Source organism: Edaphobacter sp. 4G125 (assembly GCF_014274685.1).
Classification (GTDB): domain Bacteria; phylum Acidobacteriota; class Terriglobia; order Terriglobales; family Acidobacteriaceae; genus Edaphobacter.
On sequence record NZ_CP060393.1, the window covers coordinates 880,593 to 901,839 of the forward strand.

General features: G+C 56.1%; 18 protein-coding genes. 9 read left to right on the forward strand and 9 right to left on the reverse strand.

The genetic code is table 11. From position 1 onward, the window contains the following. Positions 1–490 precede the first annotated feature (490 nt). Both H7846_RS03560 and H7846_RS03565 read left to right on the forward strand, forming a co-directional pair. A complete protein-coding gene (locus H7846_RS03560) occupies positions 491–3,082 on the forward strand; it encodes a TonB-dependent siderophore receptor (RefSeq protein WP_186695163.1) in 2,592 nt (863 codons plus the stop codon). A 94-nt stretch (positions 3,083–3,176) separates the two neighbouring features. Further along, positions 3,177–3,857, forward strand: a complete 681-nt coding sequence (locus H7846_RS03565) for a Fe2+-dependent dioxygenase (RefSeq protein ID WP_186695164.1) — start codon at positions 3,177–3,179, stop codon at positions 3,855–3,857. Positions 3,858–3,903: 46 nt separating this feature from the next. Here H7846_RS03565 and H7846_RS03570 read toward each other — a convergent pair whose 3' ends face one another. Together H7846_RS03570 and H7846_RS03575 are read right to left on the reverse strand one after the other, a co-directional pair. Next, positions 3,904–6,171: a PAS domain-containing sensor histidine kinase gene (locus H7846_RS03570; protein WP_186695165.1), complete on the reverse strand. Its 2,268-nt coding sequence runs from the start codon at positions 6,169–6,171 to the stop codon at positions 3,904–3,906. A 43-nt stretch (positions 6,172–6,214) separates the two neighbouring features. Beyond that, positions 6,215–6,886, reverse strand: a complete 672-nt coding sequence (locus H7846_RS03575; RefSeq protein WP_186695166.1) for a YceH family protein — start codon at positions 6,884–6,886, stop codon at positions 6,215–6,217. Between the two features lie 212 nt (positions 6,887–7,098). Between H7846_RS03575 and H7846_RS03580 the strand changes: the two genes are divergently transcribed. After that, positions 7,099–7,764, forward strand: coding sequence for a DUF882 domain-containing protein (locus H7846_RS03580; protein ID WP_186695167.1), 666 nt, complete (start codon positions 7,099–7,101; stop codon positions 7,762–7,764). 119 nt (positions 7,765–7,883) lie between these two features. Then, positions 7,884–8,993 (forward strand): IS110 family RNA-guided transposase, encoded by a 1,110-nt coding sequence (locus H7846_RS03585; RefSeq protein WP_186695168.1) that lies wholly within the window; start codon positions 7,884–7,886, stop codon positions 8,991–8,993. Between the two features lie 182 nt (positions 8,994–9,175). On the opposite strand, the gene H7846_RS03590 is transcribed toward H7846_RS03585, so the two are convergent. Continuing rightward, positions 9,176–9,619 (reverse strand): WH2 domain-containing protein, encoded by a 444-nt coding sequence (locus H7846_RS03590; protein WP_186695169.1) that lies wholly within the window; start codon positions 9,617–9,619, stop codon positions 9,176–9,178. A gap of 328 nt (positions 9,620–9,947) precedes the next feature. Here H7846_RS03590 and H7846_RS03595 point away from each other — a divergent pair, with 328 nt between their 5' ends. The 3 genes from H7846_RS03595 to H7846_RS03605 are packed head-to-tail and all read left to right on the forward strand — an operon-like array spanning position 9,948 to position 11,688. Next, complete coding sequence (locus tag H7846_RS03595) at positions 9,948–10,319, forward strand: RidA family protein (protein WP_186695170.1); 372 nt, start codon at positions 9,948–9,950, stop codon at positions 10,317–10,319. A gap of 5 nt (positions 10,320–10,324) precedes the next feature. After that, positions 10,325–10,879 (forward strand): hypothetical protein, encoded by a 555-nt coding sequence (locus tag H7846_RS03600; RefSeq protein WP_186695171.1) that lies wholly within the window; start codon positions 10,325–10,327, stop codon positions 10,877–10,879. Positions 10,880–10,908: 29 nt separating this feature from the next. Then, entirely contained in the window at positions 10,909–11,688 is a 780-nt protein-coding gene (locus tag H7846_RS03605; RefSeq protein ID WP_186695172.1) for a hypothetical protein, read from the forward strand. A 55-nt stretch (positions 11,689–11,743) separates the two neighbouring features. Here H7846_RS03605 and H7846_RS03610 read toward each other — a convergent pair whose 3' ends face one another. From H7846_RS03610 to H7846_RS03620, 3 genes are all read right to left on the reverse strand, one after another. Next, positions 11,744–13,846, reverse strand: coding sequence for a radical SAM protein (locus H7846_RS03610; RefSeq protein ID WP_186695173.1), 2,103 nt, complete (start codon positions 13,844–13,846; stop codon positions 11,744–11,746). Between the two features lie 300 nt (positions 13,847–14,146). Then, positions 14,147–14,992, reverse strand: coding sequence for a hypothetical protein (locus H7846_RS03615; protein ID WP_186695174.1), 846 nt, complete (start codon positions 14,990–14,992; stop codon positions 14,147–14,149). A gap of 97 nt (positions 14,993–15,089) precedes the next feature. Then, positions 15,090–15,908, reverse strand: a complete 819-nt coding sequence (locus tag H7846_RS03620; protein WP_186695175.1) for a hypothetical protein — start codon at positions 15,906–15,908, stop codon at positions 15,090–15,092. A 249-nt stretch (positions 15,909–16,157) separates the two neighbouring features. On the opposite strand from H7846_RS03620, the gene H7846_RS03625 reads away from it, so the two are divergent. Both H7846_RS03625 and H7846_RS03630 read left to right on the forward strand, forming a co-directional pair. After that, complete coding sequence (locus H7846_RS03625; protein WP_186695176.1) at positions 16,158–16,397, forward strand: hypothetical protein; 240 nt, start codon at positions 16,158–16,160, stop codon at positions 16,395–16,397. Then, complete coding sequence (locus H7846_RS03630; RefSeq protein ID WP_255460827.1) at positions 16,394–17,173, forward strand: septal ring lytic transglycosylase RlpA family protein; 780 nt, start codon at positions 16,394–16,396, stop codon at positions 17,171–17,173. The genes H7846_RS03625 and H7846_RS03630 overlap by 4 nt, the downstream gene beginning before the upstream one ends. Positions 17,174–17,199: 26 nt before the next feature. Here the strand turns inward: H7846_RS03630 and H7846_RS03635 are convergent, their stop codons facing one another. Genes H7846_RS03635 through H7846_RS03645 form a run of 3 tightly spaced genes read right to left on the reverse strand, consistent with a single transcriptional unit; the run spans position 17,200 to position 21,113 of the window. After that, on the reverse strand, positions 17,200–17,700 hold the full coding sequence (locus tag H7846_RS03635; protein WP_186695177.1) for a hypothetical protein: 501 nt from the start codon (positions 17,698–17,700) through the stop codon (positions 17,200–17,202). A gap of 30 nt (positions 17,701–17,730) precedes the next feature. Continuing rightward, a complete protein-coding gene (locus H7846_RS03640; RefSeq protein WP_186695178.1) occupies positions 17,731–19,380 on the reverse strand; it encodes a metallopeptidase TldD-related protein in 1,650 nt (549 codons plus the stop codon). Then, entirely contained in the window at positions 19,377–21,113 is a 1,737-nt protein-coding gene (locus tag H7846_RS03645; protein WP_186695179.1) for a TldD/PmbA family protein, read from the reverse strand. Before H7846_RS03645 ends, H7846_RS03640 begins: the two co-directional genes overlap by 4 nt. Between the last annotated feature and the right edge of the window lie 134 nt (positions 21,114–21,247).

Genomic DNA, 21,247 nt, shown 5'->3' on the forward strand with positions numbered 1-21,247 from the left:
CCTCTTATTGAGGCGGCGGAGAGCATTGCTCTCCGCCGCTTTTTTGTGTGAAGAGACATATGGAAGCGGAAAATTTGTGCGGGTATCGAATAGGCGACTGAGTTTGTCGCATATTTATCTTGATATAGGACTGATATTGTCTTATATTCAAAAATATCAGGAATTACTGAGAGATTTCGAGGGTTCTGCTGGATGGGCTCTGGGATTTTTCAGGCAGTACTGAAGCGAAGTGGAGAGGCAGATTCCTGCGGGTTGTTCTCCTGGCAAGGATCTGAGCACTGGAAGATCTGGGCACTGACTGTCGATGACAGCAGCCTGATTTTAGGAGTGTGTTGAGGCGAATCAACGAAACTCCTCCCCGCCATTTGCTTCCATTTTCAGTCGTGAAGTCGCTGTCGCGCGAGAAGGTCGCGAGAACGGCGTCGAGCGGTTATTGCCCCTTCGTGCGCTTTTTTCGGGTGCGGAGGCCTAGAGAGTCGGAGAAGGAACGATGAAGAAGGGTGCGAGAAGAGAGCGGCGGAGGCGTCAGTTTGCGACGTCAAAGAACTGGCTGGCGGTGGGGACCCTGGCGGCAACGGTGATGGGGGTGGGCCGGCAGTCGCAGGCAGCAGTGAGCGGAAGCGAGAGCGCGTCGTCGGCGGGTGCTCCAGCGGCTGCGAACCTTCCAGTGAAGAGGATCACTATTGCTGCTGGAAGCCTGGAAGATGCTCTGAAGGCCTATGAGCAGGCGACGGGCCTTCATGTAAAGGTGAATCTTCCGGATGGAACGCTGGCAGGGTTTCAGACGAAGGGTGCGTCGGGACTCTTCTCGGAAGAAGAGGCGATGCGCCATCTGCTGTCGGGCACAGGACTGAGCTATCGTCGCGAAGGCGGAGACATTGTTATTGAACTGCGTGCGAATGACTCGGTCGATGTTTCTACTTCGCCGAACTCAATTGAGCTGGGACAGTTCACGGAAACGCTGACCGACACTCCGCAGACGGTGAATGTGGTTCCGCAGTTCATCATGCAGGAGCAGGCGGTAACGACGCTGCGGGACAGTCTGCGAAATGTTCCGGGCATCAGCATTGCAGCGGGTGAGGCGGGTGCGCAGGGAGACAACCTGACGATCCGTGGATTTTCAGCGCGCAACGATATGTTTATCGATGGCATTCGTGACTTCGGCTCGTATTATCGCGACTCGTTCAACTACGAGTCGGTTCAGGTGCTGCAAGGGCCCGCGGGTGTGGAATTTGGACGTGGATCGACGGGTGGTGTGATCAATCAGGAATCGAAGTTTCCAGCCGATCATGAGTTCATTCGTGGATCTCTGCAGCTTGGCACGAATGCGATGAGAAGACTGACGGCGGATGTAAATGAGCCGTTAGACAACATTGCTCCGGGAACAGCGCTTCGGCTGAATGTGATGGGAATGCAGTCGAATGTGGCGCAGCGAGACTATGCAGAGACAAAGCGATATGGCATTGCTCCGGCGATTGCGTTTGGACTGCATCGAGCGACGCATGGAGACATTACGTATCTGCATGAGGCTGAAGACAGCGTTCCGGACTATGGTCTGCCGTACTTCGGTGTCCAGACGGCAAAGGTCAATCGCAAGACGTTTTATGGATATGCGCATGAGAGCTATCTGAAGACGACCCCGGATATTGTGACGGGGAGAATCGAACACGACTTTACGAATGGGTTGATTCTGCGGTCAACGGTGCGGTGGGGAAATTATCCGCGCGATCTCCGAGTCGTGGAGCCGCAAATCAATACGGTGCCAACGTACTCGGTGGTGAATGGAGTTGGCATGGCGACGTGTTCGCCGACGGCTGCGACTCCCTGCTACAGCATGAATACTCCGCTGAGCAATGTTAAGGTGCGCCGCGCCATTATTGCCCGGAATGCAACCGAAGATATTTTGTGGGACCAGACGCAGGCGATTGCCCGGCTGAAGGTCAAGAACATTGAGAACAACTTTGTCGTGACCATTGAAGGGGGACGGGAGCGTTCGCGTCCCCGTAGCCTCAGCTATGCGGCGACGATTTTTACTCCGGCGATCAATCCCAGCGCAGAGGATCTTCTCCCGGCGGCAACATCGGTTGGCGCACGCACGTATGTGACTTCGAATGCATATGGCGTCTCAGGCATGGACACGCTGAAGCTTACGCAGTGGTTGCAGCTTTCCGGTGGTGTGCGGTTCGATTACTTCAACACTACGGTCGATCCGACAGCGACGAGCCCGAAGGTTTCGCAGCTGATTCAGCAGCCAACGTATCGCGGCGCAATTGTGATCAAACCAGCACGCAACGGTAGCGTGTACTTCGATTACGGGACTTCGTTCAATCCCGCAGCGGAGTCACTTTCGCTGAGTGCTAACAATGCTCTGCAGGACCCTCAGGAGAACGAGACCTATGAGGTCGGTACGAAGTGGGACCTGTTGAACGACAAGTTGAACCTGAACGGAGCTTACTTCCGTACGAATAAGTCAAACGTGTATGAGACGAATCCTGTGGATACAACGCAGGTGTTGAATGTTGGTAACCAGCGGGTGCAGGGAATCCAGGTTGGTGCACTGGGCCACATGGCGTCGCACTTTGACCTGATCGTGGGGTATGCGTATCTGAATGGCATCGTGACCAATAGTGTCTTGAATGCGTCGCCTTTCAGCTCGTTGTTCAAGCCGAACGATCCAGTGTTTGGGATTTATCCGTACTTCATTTCGCCAAATAATTTTCCACTGGCGAATGTTCCTAGAAACTCGGGCAATCTATGGGTAACGCACAATCTTCCGTGGCGGTTTGTGGGAGGCTTTGGAGGGAACTTTGTCGGACCGCGCCGGGCCAGTTCAACGGCGATGGTTGCTGTTCCGCAGACAAGTGCTGCTACTCCGGTTCTTGCGACTCCGCTGGCGTTCAAGTCGATCAATGGTTATTGGACGTTCAATGCGATGCTGCGCAGGCCCATCAGCGACCGGTTGGAGTTTCAGGCAAACCTGATGAACCTGACAAATAAGTTTTTCATCGATCAACCGCATCCGAATCACTTGATTCCTGGCGAGGGATTCAATGCACAGTTCGGATTCAATGCACACTTCTAAGGTCGGGTGGACGATGAGGCAGAGGAGGGATTGTCTCCCCCTTCTCTGCCATTTTCTTTGTGTGACGTAGTCCTAAATTTGGATAGGATTTCTTATGCTGATTACGATTCCTGACGTACTGAGTGCAGCGGAAGTAGCGCAGATGCGGGCAAAGCTCGATGCGACGAACTGGGTGGATGGCAAGGTGACGGCGGGTTACCAGGCGCAGCGTGTTAAAGAGAATGAACAACTTCCAGAGACTTCGCCGCTTGCGCAGGAATTGGGTGATCTTGTGTTGAAGGGACTCGCACGATCGCCGATGTTTATGTCGGCGGCGCTCCCGTTGCGGGTGTTTCCGCCGATGTTTAACCGCTATCGCGGTGGGGGGAAGTTCGGGACACATGTGGATACGGCGATCCGGCAGCAGGTGACGACGGGGCAGAGAATCCGCACGGATATTTCCGCGACGTTATTTCTTACGCCGCCGGAAGATTATGACGGCGGAGAATTAGTTGTCGAGGACACATACGGAACGCACAGCGTGAAGCTGCCGATAGGCCATATGGTGTTGTATCCAGCGACCAGTCTGCATCGCGTGGAGCCGGTAACACGAGGGGCACGGGTCTCGAGCTTCTTCTGGATTCAGAGCATGATTCGCACAGATGCAGATCGCGCGATGCTGTTCGAACTGGACCAGACAATACAGCGGCTAGCAGTGGAGCTTCCGGGGAGCCCATTAGGAGTGAATCTTACGGGGGTGTATCACAATCTATTGCGGCGTTGGGCTGAGATGTAGAAGAAGATTCCTTCGCTACGTTGCGGAATGACAAACCACGACGACGCTATGATTCTTGTTCTGACAGCTGCTGCGGCTCTTCGAAATGTGGCAGGAAGAGTGAGAAGACCGTGCCATGGTGGATAGCGTGCTGTGTACTGCGCAGCGTCAGCTTCCCCTGATGACGTTTGACGATGCCGGAGGAGATCCAGAGTCCCAGGCCCGTGCCGTTGAGATCCTTCGTGGTATAGAAGGGTTCGAAGATGCGAGCACGAACCGCAGGGGACATCCCGTAGCCGGTATCGGCGATTGTGATACGAATTCCCTTGTGTCCGTTGCGTTGATCTGTGGCATGGTGCGCCCGGATGATTAGTCTTCCTCCCTGGCGCATGGCATCGATTGCATTCGCAATCAGGTTGTTGAGAACCTGGCGAATGTCGTTTTCAAAACAGAGAATGGGCTGTGAGGTTGCATACAGCGTTTTGACCACGATGCCGGAGTTGAGAAGACGGCCGTGATAAAGATTCAGCACTGCATCGATAAGGTCTTTGGCGGTGACCCATGTTGCGCTGACTGCCTGACGATGGAAGCGAAGGGTCTGGGTTGCAATCTGGCAGACGCGTGAGAGTTCACTTTGAGCAGTGTGAACGTAGCCTGCGAGACTGGGCGGAAGATCGTTGGAGGATTGGATGAGATACAGAAGATTGGTGATGGCCTCGAGTGGGTTATTGATCTCGTGTGAGATAGAGCTTGCGAGCCTGCCAACAGCAGCGAGCTTTTCACTCTGAATGAGAGCCCGTTCCGCTTTCTTTTGATGTGTCATCTCCTGAATGACGGCTGCTATTGCCTCAACCTGTCCATCTGAGCCATGAACAGGAGCGTAGTTTACGTTCCAGAAACGATGTTCTCCAGGACGTGTAGGAAGCACTCCCTCAAAGAGGTGATTGCGAACGGCTCCACCGGAGGCGACCTGACGAAAGAGATCTTCGATTCCATCGAGTGGGGCGATTTCGGTGATGCTTCGCCCAATGATCTGTTCGCGCGATAGACCAATGGTTTCAGCTTGTCTATCGTTTACGCGGAGATATCGAAATTCAACGGGATCGAACAGGGCGAGGCCAACAGGGGCCGTACGGTAAATGGTTTCCAGCTCGGCGCGCTGGCGTTCGGTTTCTTCCTGTCGCTGTTGCAGCGTTTCAGCGAATGTCTTGCGATCGGAGATGTCGAGCGCAAGGCCACGCAAACGAATAGCAACTCCGTTAACGATCAGCGCCTGGCAACGGCACTCAATCCATAGGATGGAGCCATTGGCAGCACGGATGGGGAAATCTGTGACAATCATTTCGCCAGTCTGGCGTGTCTGAAGTAGCAGTTCATCGATCGCTGTGACGTGCTCGGAGGGAATGAATTTGCGGAAGGCGCGCAGGTCAGGGAGATCAGCGAAGGGATGGCCAAAGACAGGATAGGAACCTATTCCGAACGTGATTTTTCCAGTTGAAAGCTCAACGTCCCAGGTCGCCACTCGGGCGGTTTGTTGGACGATTGAGAGAAGGTCGCGCTGTTGCAGGAGAGCCTGGTCCGCTTTGCGGCGCGTAGTGATATCGCGAAAGAAGATCACGACTCCGTCATCAGAAGGTCGAATCTGAATCGAGAGCCAGAGATTGAGAGGCTCGGGATAAAAATCTTCGAAATCACTGGCAATGCCATCGCACATGGCGCGATCGTAATGATGGCGAAACTGGTCGGAGGATGCAGGGAACTCATGCCATATTTTCTTGCCGAGGAGGTCTCCTTTGGCAGAGAGCATCTGGCGCGCGCGGCGATTGAGGAAGGTAAAGGTCTCTTCGCGGTTTACGCTGACGACTGCATCCGTAGTCGCCTCAAGTACCTGTAGGAGCTGACGGGATGCGACATCACGAAGGAGTTCTGCTCCTTTACGGTCGGTGATGTCATGCAGAACAAGAGAGATTCCGTCAGAGAAGGGAAGGATGTGGATCTCTAGCCAGATATCGCGGCGCCTGCTGAAATATTCCAAATAGGCTGGGATGCGGGCGTGCATAACGGAGCGGGAGATATGCTCGAGATCGGTGCCGACGAGATCTGGGAATATCGTCCAAAGGATATCTGTTTGGATATGCCTGGGATGGATATCGAGAATTCTGCGGCTCTCCGGATTGGCGAAAGTGATCTGCCATGCACGATTGATGCAGAGAATACCTGCGGGAATCTGGAGCAACAGGCGAGAGAGATCGTCGCTGCGCATGTCATCCTGTCGTCTTCCGATGCTCTGTCTGCGGGAGAAGCTATCGTCCGGGATGACATTTGGATTCGACATGATTTCGTGTTGGTCACTGATCATCGCATAGGATGCCCGAGGATCACGAAGAAGATTCAAGTGTCTGGACGCGCGCCTGGAGCGTGGCCAGCGTTTCGTTGAGATGGTTCAATGCGGATTCCAGCTCGGTGACTCGCTCAGCAAGAGAAGGAGCATAAGGTGTAGACGATGAAGATGCCACCTGGGGAATCTCGGGAGCTCCAGAGAGCAGGTGAGCATAACGGGACTCGCGTGAGCCAGGTTGACGGGGAAGCATGACGACGAGCGGCCCCGTAGCGCCAGGGCTGGCAGGCGGCTCGGTGGAGGCTTCGCGTGAGGCCAGCCGATCCAAGGTGGACTGCACGGACGAGATGTCGTCGAAGGCATAGAGACGCTCGGAGCGACCGCGAAGTTCGCCCGGAGTCTGCGGACCACGCAGCATCAGAAGGCAGATTACAGCAGTTTCATCGCGGCGAAGATTAAGGACGGTGCGGGCGCGGTGCTCGTATTTCGGAACTCGAGCGTCATGGACGGTGGTGATAAAGCCTTGATCTTCGAGTGTATGCAGGGCCTGGCGAACCTCGTCGTCGGTGAGTTCGAGAACCGGGTCGCGGCTGGAGCGTTGATTACAGGCATTAACCAGAGCATTCAACGATAGAGGGTAGTTTTCTGGTGTAGTGATCTCTTTTTCAATAAGAGAGCCGAGGACTCGGACCTGGACAGCGTCAAGAGACATATATCTCCATCGTACACAGGGATGAGGAATGGAGAGTAAAAGTAACTGGTATAGAAGGGCTTATGCCTGAAACTGAGCTATTTAAAGAAAGGTTACGTAAGGTCTGCTTCTGGAAAGCGGAGTTCGATAGACTTGAAGGAGGTGAATGGCAATCTGTAAATTGCATTTACGATTGCTCATCTGGCACGGGAAATTACCTCCCAGGAGTAGAGATGGGAAAGATAAGCAGGCTGGGCTTGGCCGCAGCTTTCGTAGGGGCGCTTTTTGCGGGACAAAACCATCTGGCCCATGCCAGGGATGTAGATAGCAAAGCCTCTTCCGTGGGGGAGGAGTATCGGCTACGGCTGCATCACCTGCATACAGGGGAAGACATCGATGTAGTGTATCGAGTGGGAGATACCTATCTGCCCGCAGCGATGGAGAAGCTGAATTACTTTCTTCGTGATCATCGGACTCAGACAGAGAGCGAATACGATCCGAAGGAATTCGATCTACTGCATTCCCTGATGGAGAAGCTAGGCCGGCCGGATGGAGTGATTGATATTGTCTGTGGATACCGTACGCCGTGGAGTAATAAGCTGCTGCGTTCCCGGTCACGAAACTCTGGTGTAGCCGAACATAGCCAGCATATGCAGGCCAAGGCGATTGATATTCGGGTACCCGGAGTGACGACAACAAATCTGCGCGATGCTGCACTCAGTCTTGGTGCAGGAGGCGTGGGATATTATCCGGTGAATCAGTTTGTGCATGTGGATGTAGGGCCTGTACGGGAATGGTCCTATGGCCGTGTTAGCCGCCGTCGCGTACAGAGACGATCGATTGCAAAGTCTACAAGGCGCTTGCCTCATCGTGCCAGCTCCACTGTGACCGGCGAGTAGATTTTGTCTGGAGATAATAAGAGGGGCCCCCAGTTGGGGGCTTCGTTGTTTAAGTCTGTATGTCTCTGCTCGAGTCGAAGCCCGGCTTCGGTTCTCCTGTAGAGAGGAGGACTTGAGACATGCAGGCAGTCAGATCATTCGTTGGGATGGACGTCCACAAGGAGACCATTTCGATTAGCGTGGCCGAAGATGGACGGAACGGCCCGGTGCGGTTTATCGGCGTCATACCCAACCAGCCGGATGACATCGCGAAGATGGCCAAGCGGCTTGCGAAGCACGGCGAGCTCGATTTCTGTTACGAAGCCGGCGGTTGCGGCTACAACATCTATCGCCAACTCACTGCGTTGGGCCACAGTTGCACGGTCGCGGCGACCTCGATGATTCCGCGCAAGCCGGGTGAGAGGATCAAGACGGATCGGCGGGACTCGCAGAAGCTGGCGATCCTGCACCGATCTGGTGACCTAACGCAGGTGTGGGTGCCGGACGCGACACATGAGGCGTTGCGTGATCTCGTTCGTGCGCGTGTGGATGCATCCATGCATCTGATGCGCTGTCGTCAGCAGTTACTCGCGTTCCTGCTCCGCCACGGGCGATCTTATCCAACCGGCAAGCACTGGACGCAGCGCCACCGTTCCTGGCTAGCTGGACAGACCTTTCAAGTGGAAGTTCATCGCATCGTGTTCCGTGATTATGTCGAAGCAGTGTGGACTGCACAGGAGAGAAGAGACGCGCTGATCGAACGGATCGGTGCGATGACGGCAAGCTGGTCGCTTGGCCCATTGGTCGAAGCACTGCGCGGCTTGCGAGGGATCGACCTACTCTCATCTGCCACGTTCTTGGCTACGACCGGCGACCTGAGCCGCTTCGAGTCGCCACGGATGCTGATGGGCTACCTCGGCCTCGTTCCGTCCGAACACTCCAGCGGTGGCAGCATCCGTCGCGGAGGTATTACGAAGACCGGCAACCGCGAAGCACGGAGGATGCTGATCGAAGCGGCATGGAGCTATCGCTATCCAGCCCGTGTCGCTAAGGAGAAGGCCGAGATCCTCGTCCGCTTGCCGAAGAACGTTAGGGATATCGCGTGGAAGGCACAGACCAGGCTTTGCGCTCGCTATCGAACGATGATTGCGCGCGGTAAGAAGCCTACGGTCGTCGTGGCGGCACTTGCACGCGAACTCGCGGGCTTTATCTGGGCTATCGGTCAGGAGATGCGATTGTCTGGAGCATAGGTATCTCTATCGAGTCCTTTGCTATTGCGCTTTTCGGCAGGCAGATACCACTTGCCTTTTCCAGTCCTTCCCATCTTTCACCGGATTGTCTCCGCTGATGGGTGTCATCCACTCGGCCAAGGCTGATGGACGACGAGCAACACCAACCAGATACACCGGGTGGTCCGGTGTGCTGCTCTTATCTAAAAGACGACGATCGAGTACCGTGGCCAGCTTTTATCTGAGTACACGGGTTTTCGAGGTCCACCGTCGGGGAACTGTGAGGTGCCTAGCGCAACCAGCTTCAACTGCTCCGGCTGACTTGTCAGATCGCTTGTCACGTATGTGCGGAGATTGCCGAGTTCAGGATCGTGAACTTCCTGGCCGGTGACCGCAGCTGTGCAGGTCAGCTCTAGTTCCGACTCAGATGGTGGAACCCGTTTCAGACGAGGCAGACCACTGCCTGATCGGATAGCTCGGATATTCCGTTCGACCGCATCTTCCGAAGCGGGTTGACGCACCACGGAGCTACTGGAGACTCCTTGAACAGACATTGTCTGCGCTGGAACGGTCTGCTCAACAAGAAGAGCAGAGACAGCCAACGCGAACAGAAGCTTGAGCATGACAACACGATAGCAAACGCCCACGCTTTACCGCTTTACCTATGGTGTGGGGAACCGGGTAGCCGGTCATGGTGATCCTCGTGAGCCCCTTGGGCCGGTGTACCTTCCGACGCCCGCGCTAAGTCCGAGGCAAGCCTGCGACGACACACGTTCGTGCGGTATCCAACCCGCGTATGGAAGTTTGAGCGACTGTCGCTGAACGCTGCCCGGTTCCCGACCCCATAGGAACTCGAAGAAACAAAAACAACTGCTGCCTTAATAAGGCAAAAAAACGCAGTGCAAATATTCCTGCGCTTGACACAGAACTAGAGACATGGAAGGGGCGCAGCCCGGCTGGGATAAACTGCGATCTATGAGCCGCGAATATTTTTCGAGTAATCCTGCCGCACCCTTCTCAGATGCCGTTCTTGTGGACGGTAAAACTCTCTATCTTTCGGGCCGCATAGGGCTGATTCCGGGGACGACCAAGGTTCCGGACACGGCAGAAGAAGAGGCGCATCTTGTGATGCAAGATTTTCAGCGTGTGCTGGCGATGGCAGGGATGACGATGGAGAATCTGGTGTCGGTGCAGATCTTTGCCAGCGATGTCTCGTTGTGGGAGCAGTTCAACGCGGTCTACCGCAGCTACTTTACCGGGAAGCTTCCGGCGCGTGCGTTTCTTGGCTCGGGCAAATTGCTGTTTGGGGCTCGGTTTGAGCTACAGGGAATTGCAACGAAGGATTAGTCTCCGTGGCTAAAGATTCGGTGCGTTTGCTGGGCGAGGGGCCTTGGAGTCTGGATCGGGCGATGCGAATCGCGCAAGAGATTCAAGGCCAGCGCAGAGTTGTAAAGGCTCTGGTCGAGACGATGTTTGGTGAAGATGCCGAACTTCGCAAGCGAGCTGCCGATGTTGCTTGTCGAGTCACGGACAACGATGCTTCGGCTTTATATGGCTATGCAGACGAGCTGGCAGGATTGCTGGCGGAGATCGCTCTAGAAGAATCGCGGACGCGATGGCACCTGGGATTGGTAGTTGCTCGTGTGGCGCATACACGAGAGCAGCGATTACGGGCGGCTGGGCTGATGGAACTCCTGATTGAGGATGAGAGCAATGTGACGCGCTGTTCCGCAGTCGAAGGGATTGGCCTACTGGCATGTGAAGAAGCCTCGTTGCGCGAGATCGCCGAGGAGATCGTTGAGCAGGCTCTGCGCGAAGGGACCCCGGCGATGAAGGCGCGGGCGCGACATGCGAAGCGGAGGCTGGCGAAAATCGATGGGAAATCTGGGACGAAAGTGAGTGCGTGACGTTCGAGAAGTAGTCTAGACTTCCGGACATGCAAAAATGGCTTGCTGTTGTGGGGCGGACTTTTTATGCCGTCGGGCTGGCTTCGATTGGCCTGATGCACTTCTTCTACAAAAACTTTCCCGGTGTGGTGATTCCGGAGTTTCCATCCTGGCTCCCGCTGCGGCTGCTATGGGTGTTTGGGATCGGCGCGGTTCTGCTGGCGTGCGGAGTCTGCATCCTATTCAACTGGGCGGGGCGAAGAGTCGCCGCGTGGACTGGGGTTGGATTGCTGGTGCTGGTGTTTGTGGTGCATGTTCCAAACCAACTGGCAAGCCCGTACGCGGCGGTGCTTGGGGCATGGGCGAATGCGATAAAAGAATTGGCGCTGGCAGGAGGAGCCTGGATCGCAGCACTGTCTTTCGGCACTGAGGACAGTGCATTGCCGGAATGGTTGGAGCGAATGTTGCCGGTGGGGCGGTACTTCTTCGCAGGATTACTCGTGATCTTTGGATCCGAACACTTTCTCTATGCGAAGTTTGTGGAATCACTGATCCCAGCCTGGATTGGCTCGGCAACCTTCTGGACCTATTTTGCTGGAGCCGCGTTGATCGCGGGTGGAATTGGAATGATGGTGAAGCGAGTCGCAAAACGAGCATCATTGCTTACAGGGGTGATGATCTTTTCGTGGCTGCTCATGCTGCATATTCCACGAGCGATTGCCGATCCTTATACCCATGTGGGAAACGAGTTGGCGAGTGTGTTTGAAGCGCTGGCATTTAGTGGGATGGCATTTATGTTGGCTGGACAATCAAGACTAGCGAACATTTGAACAAAGAAGAAGGCCGCCATTGCTGGCGACCTTTATGTTAATGCGTTGAAAGTGCTTAGTCCCCGGCGACGAGGTCCTTGTCCTCGGTCTTTGCGGGGGCAGCTGGAGCGGCCTTGATCTCGCCGAGGGCGATGAAGCCGGGCTGCTCCTGCTCCTTGAGGATCTCCTTGCGGTAGAGCTTAGCCATGCGGGCGTTTTCGGCGTCCTGCTTCAGCTTGGCGTCGCGTGCACGGATCTTCTCTTCGCGTGCATTCTTGGCGATACCGCTCTTCTCAAAGGTATCGTTGGCGGCAGCGTTGACGTGGGACTCATTGAGCACCAGGTCGTACTTCTCCTGACGCTCAATACCGACCTTCTTACCACCGGCAAAGATCTCGTGACGGCCGTGCTCCTCATACCACTTGGTGAGGGTGGCGGTCATGTGCATCTTCTCGATGATGTTTCTCCAGCCCACGCCGGTGTTGTAGGCGCAGAAGCTGATCTCACCTTCCTGAGTGGCGTAGGGGATGATGCACTGCTCGGTACGGCGGAAGTCGTAGTTGAACAGGTCCTGGAACCACATGCCGGCGATGAAGAGGAAGTTCCAGCGGTCGGCGCGGCGCTTCTCGATGTCGGCCATGGTGCGGTCGCCGGTCACCTTACCGTAGTTGCGGCCGGTGGCGCCGAAGCACTTGTCGAACTTCTGCAGCAGGTCGACGATCTTGAAGTGTGTAGGAGCCTTGGTGGGATCGTAGTTGCGCAGCAGCGCAAGCGATACGCCGACGATGGAGAGGAACTTGCCGCGGGCGGCGTCGTTGATGCGGGCGACGTCCTTGGCGAGCTGCACGGCGTTGAGGAAGCTGGTTACAGGAACCGCTTCTTTGGTCTCCTTGTCGATCATTAGCGCCATGCCGATACCGCAGTTCGGGTGGCATCCGCAGGAGAGCTGGCCCCAGTCATGATCCGGTCCGTGAACCAGGTCGGCCCAGTCGGAGAAGGTGGACATGAAGGAGATGGGGAACCAGTCGCGGGTCGATTCGCCGAGACCCGTCTGGTTACGGATGTCGTGCGCGAGGTGTGACAGGGTGTAGCGCTGTGCGGCACGGCGCTCGTCGGAGACGGCCTCGTCGCGGCCCGTGAAGGAGACAGGCTGGAACGAGAGGAAGTTGATCTTCTTCGGGTTGTCGAGCGCGAACTCGATGATGCGGCCAACCTGCTCGTTGTTGATGCCATTGACGATCGTCGTGACGGGAACGATGTCGACGCCAGCCTCGTGCAGGTTGTGGATGGCCTGGAGCTTTACGTCGAACGCGTTGCCGACCTTGCGGTGTGAGTTGGCGGCGTTGCCGATACCGTCGAACTGCAGGTAGGCGTAGCGCAGACCAGCCTCAGCAGCGGCCTTGGCAAATTCCTTGGACTTTGCGAACTCGATGCCGTTGGTCGCGGCCTGTACGGAGTTGTAACCGACCTTACGGGAGTAGGCGACGGCGTCGAGGAAGTAGGGCGAGAGCGTGGGCTCGCCACCTGAGAACTGGACTGACATCTGACGGCGCGGCTTGATGGAGATCGCGTTGTCGAGCATGGTCTTGATCTCGTCCCAGGTGAGCTCGTGGACGAAGCCGACCTGGTTGGCGTCCATGAAGCAGGGATCGCACATCATGTTGCAGCGATTGGTCAGGTCGATGGTCAGAACCGAACCGCGGCCGTGGGTGACGGTCGAGGTGCCGTGATTGTGAAGCTTCTCGTCATTGTGGGCGCGGATGTCGCGGCCGGGGAAGACGTCTTCGAGGTGCTTCATCATCGGCGGGTCGATGGACATGACGTCCTCGAAGTGGCCGTGGATGGGGCAGTCTTTCACCATCAAAATCTGACCATCGCGCTCGATGATCTGGGCCTTGATCTCGCCGACCTTCTCGTTCAGAAGGATCTCGTGGGGTAGCTTGCCGTCGACGATCTGCTGGCGGATCTCAGGGATACACTTGGGGCAGAGGGAGTCGGTGGTACGGGGCCAGCCAAGGGGGGGCTTCTCTTTCTGGTAGGACTTCAGGAGGGGCTTGTCGCTCCACTTGGGGGTGAAGCTGGGGTTGGGCGAGATTGAGTTCAGCTTGTCGAACACAGCCCAAGCGGCCTTTGCTCCATACGTGAGAGCCTTCTCGGCTAACTTCGCGGACTTTGCCATATACGTTTCTGTCTCCTGATTCCGTCTAAAAATCTTGTGAAGCCTGAACAGCTACCTTTTGAAGCTTATTCGGCTGCGAGTGCTCCCGGAAAGTGAACACCCTGATTCAACCCCCTTGTTCTCTTGCCAGATAAGTTAATGAGATACAAGGGCTTGAACCGTCTTTAAGCGTACTCAGGCAGGCCGGAGGGTCGAAGCATAGAGAAGCGAACGGCAGGATTTTGCATTGAACGGTAGCGAGGGGAGGCTAAGCGGAGTGGCCAGATTTGACTGGAATTTTTGTTTCGGTCTGCTCTGGGGCTACATCATGCCGTTTCCAGAGGCGGCGATATTGTTGAGTATCTGCTGAAAGAAGATGATGCGAACGTGGATGTGTTTGGCGACATCGGGCAGAAACTCATTAACAAGGTTGTTGACGGGGTCGAGTGCAAGGCCGGTGGCAATACGTTCGGCGGTGGAGGCTCCGTCGCTCTGGATGCCTGGGACGTAAAGATTCCCCAACTCGGCCACAATGGGATACGTCGCAAAGACTCCATAGTTCGGGATGGTTCTACCGTCGTCGCTTCGCGAGACGTAGCTGCGTGAGACGGAATAGAGAATGCGCTTGCCGATGGGGCGGTGGGGCATACGGTAGTAGCGCGGGTCTTGATGGACGAGTGCAGGGACGGCAAAGGTGCCGAAGAACTCGGCGGTCGCATTTTGCAGCAGACTGACTCCAGCCAGCTTGCCGAAGCCCGCCCAGCCGGGTCCATAGGCTGTGTGCGAGTCGATTGCGATATTGATTCCCGAGATCCCTGTGATAATTCCTACGCTGCCCGGATCAGTTGTGAAGTGGGCCGCAAGATAGCCCTTCTGTTTCCAATTCAGGGGAATCGGAATATTCGTGTCGAGAAAACGCTGATAGGGATAGAGCAGCTCTGTGCATCGGGGATGGGCTTGGTCGACTTTGGAGGGATCGAAATAAATGGGGCCAAGGGCTCGAAGCAGATTGCAAGAGGCCGGATCCCTGCCCTCTCTCTGGAAGGAGGTTTTCGCCGTGGCGACTACATCCTGTGATTGAGACTGTACAGTGCTGGGAGCATCTGGAAGTTCCGTGTCAGTTGAAGAGGAGCTTTCTGCAGGAAAGGACGCTGCCGACTGGGCCATGGTTACTCCCGTCGAGATCAACACCCCCAGTATCAGAGCCCTGTACATGATCACCTATTTTTCTTCGTCTGTATGTAAAACACGGGACACGGGAGGTCTACTCGCGCTTTTTCAAGTGCACCCACTCCAGGGCATCGTCGCTAAATTCGCTGACGAGATATCCAATGGAAGAACCGGCAAGCGTTGTCCCCCAGGTTGTGGCGAACTGGCGGACATGAACATTTCGTTCGGGATAATAAGCCTGGGTGAGCGCCGAGGCGCTACCCGAACCGAGAATGAGCGCGTAGTTCGGAATGGCCTTGCCGCTGTCCGTCCTTCCGACTACGGTTCGTGTGGCGGCGTAGATGGCGCGATCGAGGATTTTGTGGCTATGGCCCATCTGGTAGTAACGCGGGTCCTGATGAAAAGCAATGGCAAGAAAACCGTCGCCAAAGACCTTCTTGCTTGAACTGAGAGCCGCCGCAGCACCGAGACGCTGGGCGTAGGCTTTTCCATTGACGCCATAGTGTGGAGGAGTATTGAGCAGTTGCGACCATTCCGCGGCAAAGGCCCAACCCAGCATGCTTCCGGGGGTAATGGATTCCCGCGCGCTCAGCAGTAATTTGTCGCCGGCCGTTTGTGGAAGTGCCGATTGACCGGGTGCGACAAGTTTAGCGCTCGCTCGTGCGGGGGGTAGGTTACTGTTGGCATTGGTTTGCGCAGCGGGGATGATTCCGTCGAAGCTGGATGATGAATCGCTATATGCAGTAGCTGCAACGACAGCTCCGGGTGAATCTGGGAGTGAAGAGGTTTCTTTTGCATCGTGTGGTTTCGGCGCTATCTCGGCAGAGTATGCGCGGCGCGGGTGGGCGATAAGGCTGGAGAGAAGAATGAGGAGTAATAAGCAGCGGGATGGATGAGATACAAATACCGTCAAAGAAAATTACCTCAAAAAGAACTTACGGTTTCGCATCTCTCGGAAAAAGAAAGCCGCGAATAACCCTGGCCTGACGCTCTTTTGATAACGCTCCTCTTATAGGAGGGACGCCTATCGGCAGCAGCGCGTTGTATCGAGGGCTGTGCTGTCAGTGCTCTGTGTTTGACGTTACCACCTCGACACTGTGCTGGCCAAAGCGATTGACCCCATATTTTCCGTATTTCCATAATTAAAGATGGAGAAGTGTAGATGCCGAACGAAAGCTCAAAACGCCCATGGGAAGAGCAGTTACACGAAGCTGGTAGTCGCATCGAAGAAGATGTGCGCGAGTTTATCCGCTACTTCAACAACCAGATCGTTCCCGATCTTCGAAAAAATGGTTCTGAGGCTTTACGTGTTGCCGCTCGCGAGTTGAATCGAATCGCGCAGCGGATGGATGAACGTGCGGGTCGTACGCCACCCTCCGGCAAGGATGTGCCGAAGTCGTGATTCGTTTTCGGTTTCCACCTGTCCTGCTATTGCCAGCGTTTTTGCTGGTTATGACGGGATGCCATAAAAAGCGCGTGCGTGCCTATCAACCCCCTCCTCCGCCGGCAAAGTCAGGGGCGGGAACTTATGCGAATGGGGGGGCGCGATCTTCCGGAAACTCAGTAGGAACGGCCAAGCCGTTGCCGCCTCCGGTCCCTCCCAATGTGCGGGGCAGGCCAGAGATCGTAGAAACAGGGGTTGCGAGTTGGTATGGTCCTCCTTATGCAGGCCGCAAGGGAGCCGATGGCACAGTCTACGATCAGAACGCGATGACCGCCGCGCATCTTACGCTTCCATTGGGATCGATGGCGCGTGTTACGAATCTGACGACCAACCAGTCTGCGATGGTGAAGATTACCGATCGCGGGCCATTTGTGCGCGGACGCATTATCGACCTCTCTCTCGCAGCAGCGAAGGCGACGGGACTCTATCGCATGGGTGTCGCGAAGGTTCGCGTCGAGGCGTGGATGCCAGGTCCGAGTACCAATCCCAACGCGATTCCTGGAGGACGCTGGTGCGTGCAAATCGGAGCATTTCAGCGGGAGAAGGATGCGCTAAAGCTGAAGAACGATCTGCTGCGACGGTACTCGACTGCCAAGGTGATCGAATTTCAAGGGCCGACCGGGCACTGGGTCCGGATCAATCCTGCGCGTCCAGATAAAGCCCATGCCAGTGAAATCGCGGAAAATATCCGTGTCTCCGGTGGGGCGGAGCCGTATCTCACGCGAACGGATTGAAGCGGGCGCGGCCACGTGCCGATGGTTTAACGAAGGGCCCGTTTGCCGGTGCGACGCTCGAGTTCTTTACGGAACTGTTCCGATCCACTGTGATTCCAGGTATGGGTAATGCTGACGCGGTTATCGCCAAGCACGCGAGTCATACGCCCTGCGCCGATAAACTGGACGCTCATCACCTCGTCGTAACGCATCGACTTCTCCTTGCGAAACCAGAAGCGTTGAATCAGCGTCGTCGGCGTGAAGATGATGGTGCCCGGCATCTGGAAGCCGACCAGGGCGAGTAACGCGAGCAGGAGAACGGGAAGCCACCAGGGAATGGGCCGGTGCTCCTTCCAGAGCGGCCACGCCAGCAGCACAAAGTAGAGCGGAACGACAACGGCACGCGCCCAGAGCACAAGAGGTTTCAGCGGAAAGGAGAGGCCCTCCGGTGTCTCCTTCGGAGACCCTTTCACCAGGCGCCCGGCATAGATCAGGGAGAACAGAGCTGCCAGAGCAAGGAGCTGCACATTTTGGGAATCAAGCGGCATGGTTATTCCTTATGCTTGAGGTCTTGTGTCTCAATTCTGAGACGATTTTGTTTGAGGTGGAGGATAGTACGGCAGTTTCTGCTGCTCTTCCGTGGCCCGTTTTACCCCAATATCCCCAAACAGCAGGCTGGGAACGATGGTGGTTTGCGGCACTGCGCCAAGCGAGTTGTTCACGTAAGGATCGTCTCCGGCGGCCAGGATCTCGGAGCGCAGGCTGCGATTATCCAGCTCGTCGAAGACCGCGCCGCGAACCAGTTGACGGTTGCCATCGGGGTGGACAAGGTAGAGCAGGCGCGGAACTTCGCCTCCCATCGTCTCGACTGCGTAGACGTCGCGTTTCTGCTCCTTCGCCATGCCAAGCAGACGGTTGTTCAGATCTGCAACCGACACAGGATGATTCGATTTGAAGACCATGACACCGCTACGTGAGTGTGCCGGCGCTCCTGGAGCAGCCCTACCATGCCCGTTGGAAGAGGGGAAGTCTTTGATGGGTTCGCGACCGATCAGGTAGTTGTCGAGCCGTCCGTTCGTCACGATATCGACCGATTGCGCAGGAACGCCTTCATCGTCGATCAGGTATGCGCCAAGGAGTGATCGCCCGGAAAATTTTGTCTCCAGCGGATTATCGACAACGCTCATGAACTCCGGTAGAACACGGGCTTTGAAGCTGGAGCTATAAGCGCCACGGGTACGCGCGGTCGTGCCCAGCTCGGGGCGGTCGGCTTCGACATTTCCGACAAAGAGGCGATTCATCACGTCGGAAGCGGCGTCACCCGAGAACAACACGGGGCCGTGATAGTCCTCGGCATCGACCAGGGGAGCCTTACGAAGTGCATCGAGGCTTTTAAGATCATCGATAACCTGCTTGCGGAATTCAGGCCAGCTTTCAAGCTCGTTCGCTGTGACTGCAACCGAACCATTATCGCGAGCCAGTCTCATGCCATCGGGAGCCTGTCCACCTACACTGATGGCGTTGTTATATCCGCTTAGGCCATAGCGAACAACGGTGCCTTCTGTATTGACGAGATAGCGGTTCAACGTCATGGCGCGGATGTTTGCGGTCGAGTACTGTATCTGATCGGCAAAGGTGCGTACCCCGGGATCGGTCGCATAGAGGCCGCTGGCTTCAATGATGCGCTTGCGCCATTCCTTGCGATCGATTTCCAGCTTGCGCAAAGGCTCGATGTGTTGAACCGGCTTCTCCTGAGAGAAGTCCTTTTCTGCACGGACCGATTGAAACTGCTGCATGGCAGCCAGCTTGGCGGAGTAAGTGCGAAGAGCATTCTTGTAAGCCTCGTCGGTGGCAGTCCACAGAGCATAACGGAGCGCGACGGGATCGTTGTCACCGGGAGCGAGCTGCACGGCACCATCGCCTCGACCGGTGCTGGAATCAGTGATGTAGTCTCCCACCCGAACGGTTACGCGCACGACGCGCTGACGGCCCTCTTCTTCACGGGTAAGGGCGCCGTAGTTGGCCACGGCCTCATAGCTCGAAAAGTCATCAAGCCGGTACTCAATGAAGTAGGGCCGCTGCATTCCCGGGAGCACAAGCTGTGCTTTTTCCCGTTCCAGCTCAGCCTGCATTGCCTTGAGCATGGGGTCGTCTGTTTGGGCAGCGCAGGGAATTGTTGCCAGCGCAAGAACGCAGAGGATCGAGGATCTTTGCAGGAGTTTCTTCATCGCTTGCTCTCCTTTCCGCCTTCACTCATGGGCGGAGGTGGAAGGATCGGCGGACGTGCCGTACCCTGGGCCTGCCGCTGCGTTTCAATCTCGCTGACGAGCATTGCGGGAGCTACAGCGCTTACCGGGATACTCCCGGATTCGGCTCCGCAGATTCCGTTGAAGACATCCTGCTTATTGTCGGTGGCAACGATACGGTTGAGTGCAGCCTGCGGGGTGCCGACGATGGAGACACCTCGTACCAGTTCATCGGGGCGACCGTCGACATAGACGCGGTAGACCACCAGCGGAATAACCTGGAAGGCTTGCGGGGATCGACGTGCGGTCACGGCAAAACCGGAGGAGATGTCTTCGAAATAAAGTCCGTAAGGCTTGCCTTGTCGCTTGGCCTCGTCGATCAACATCTGGCGAAGCTCTTTGTCGCTAACGGTCTTGGTCGAGCTGACGATGAGGTTGCCCTGGCGTCCTGTGGGCATGCGGCCGACCTCGGCGCGGCCATGTCCGTTGGAATTTGCAAAGCTGGCGATGGGAAGCCGTGACATGAGGAAGGTTTCGAGTACGCCATCTTTGATCAGGTCGACGCGCCGCGCTGGCTGGCCCTCATCGTCATAGCTGTAGTGACCGCTCAGGGATTCCCCATTGAAGTTTTTCAGGGTGGGATCGTCGGTCACGCTCATGAAGCTGGGGAGAATCTGCTTGCCCAATAGCTTGGTAAAGGTCTGGCCTTCGTTGTCGCCACGCTGACGCTGGCCTTCGAGCCGGTGGCCGAGGACCTCGTGAAAGAAGACGGCAGAGGCTCGGCCGCTGAGAATCGCCGGGCCATTATAGGGTTCGGTTACAGGAGCTGTCCGTAGAGCGACGAGGTTCTTTGCCATCGCGGTGGCTTTCTCGACCAGGGTCTTCTGATCCGGCAGATGTGCAAGGGAATCGGCCTCGAAGGTTTCAGCGCGGAAGAGGTCCATACCATCGTCTGCTCGGGTCCGCACAACGATGACCAGTCGTGCAACCTGATTTGGCGTAGCGACCTTTGTCCCCTCCGACGAGACGAAGTATGCGGTTTCTGTTCCAGCCTGGACGGTCACATTATCGAAGAAGATCTCGGGATACTGACGGAAGATCTTAGAGAGATCTCGCAGACGGTTTTCCCATGAGGTTTGATCCACCATAAGAGGCGAGGAGGCTGGCAGCACTGCCGTTACGGGCTTCTCCGTTGAGAAGTCTGCGGAGCTATCTTCTTCCTTGGCCCGTACCTGCTGCTCGGTCTTTACCTTCAGGTAGCTGTCGAGCGCCTTGGCATATCCACGATTGGTCGCAAACCAGAGACTGCGCTCGATGGCGGTGCGGTCATCGGTGAGAGGGAGGGGAATGGTGGTCAGAGCGCTGGCGCGATGGTCGCCGTGGGTATTGTCCTGCTCCGGGGTGCCGATGCGGAGCTGGACATCGGCGGTGCGACGGCGACTCTGATGCGAGAGGGCGATCGCTCCGTATTGGGCCGTCATATTGAAGCTGTCGGAGTCGCTGAGCGAATAGCTCAGGAAGTATGGTTTGGGTTCCTGTGCGGAACCGGCGCTACCGAGCGAGTTTATGGCGCGGTGCAACTCTGCATCCATAGCATCCAGAAGAAGTGCGTTGGGTTGTGTTTGTTTTGAGGGTGCAGCTTCAGCATGAAGCAACGGAGAAGGCAGGGCCAGCAAAACGGCGATCAAGGCGCAGACGGCGCGAACGTTCTTCATCGGGATAAACTCGTTTCCCTCGATATAGCAAAATCGGGACTGAGCAGAGTGTATCGGAAGTGGCAGCGTAGCACCTTAGACAGTCTGGGTTGGAAGATTGCAGGAGAGTTTGTAATCGTGACAAACTGGCTCAA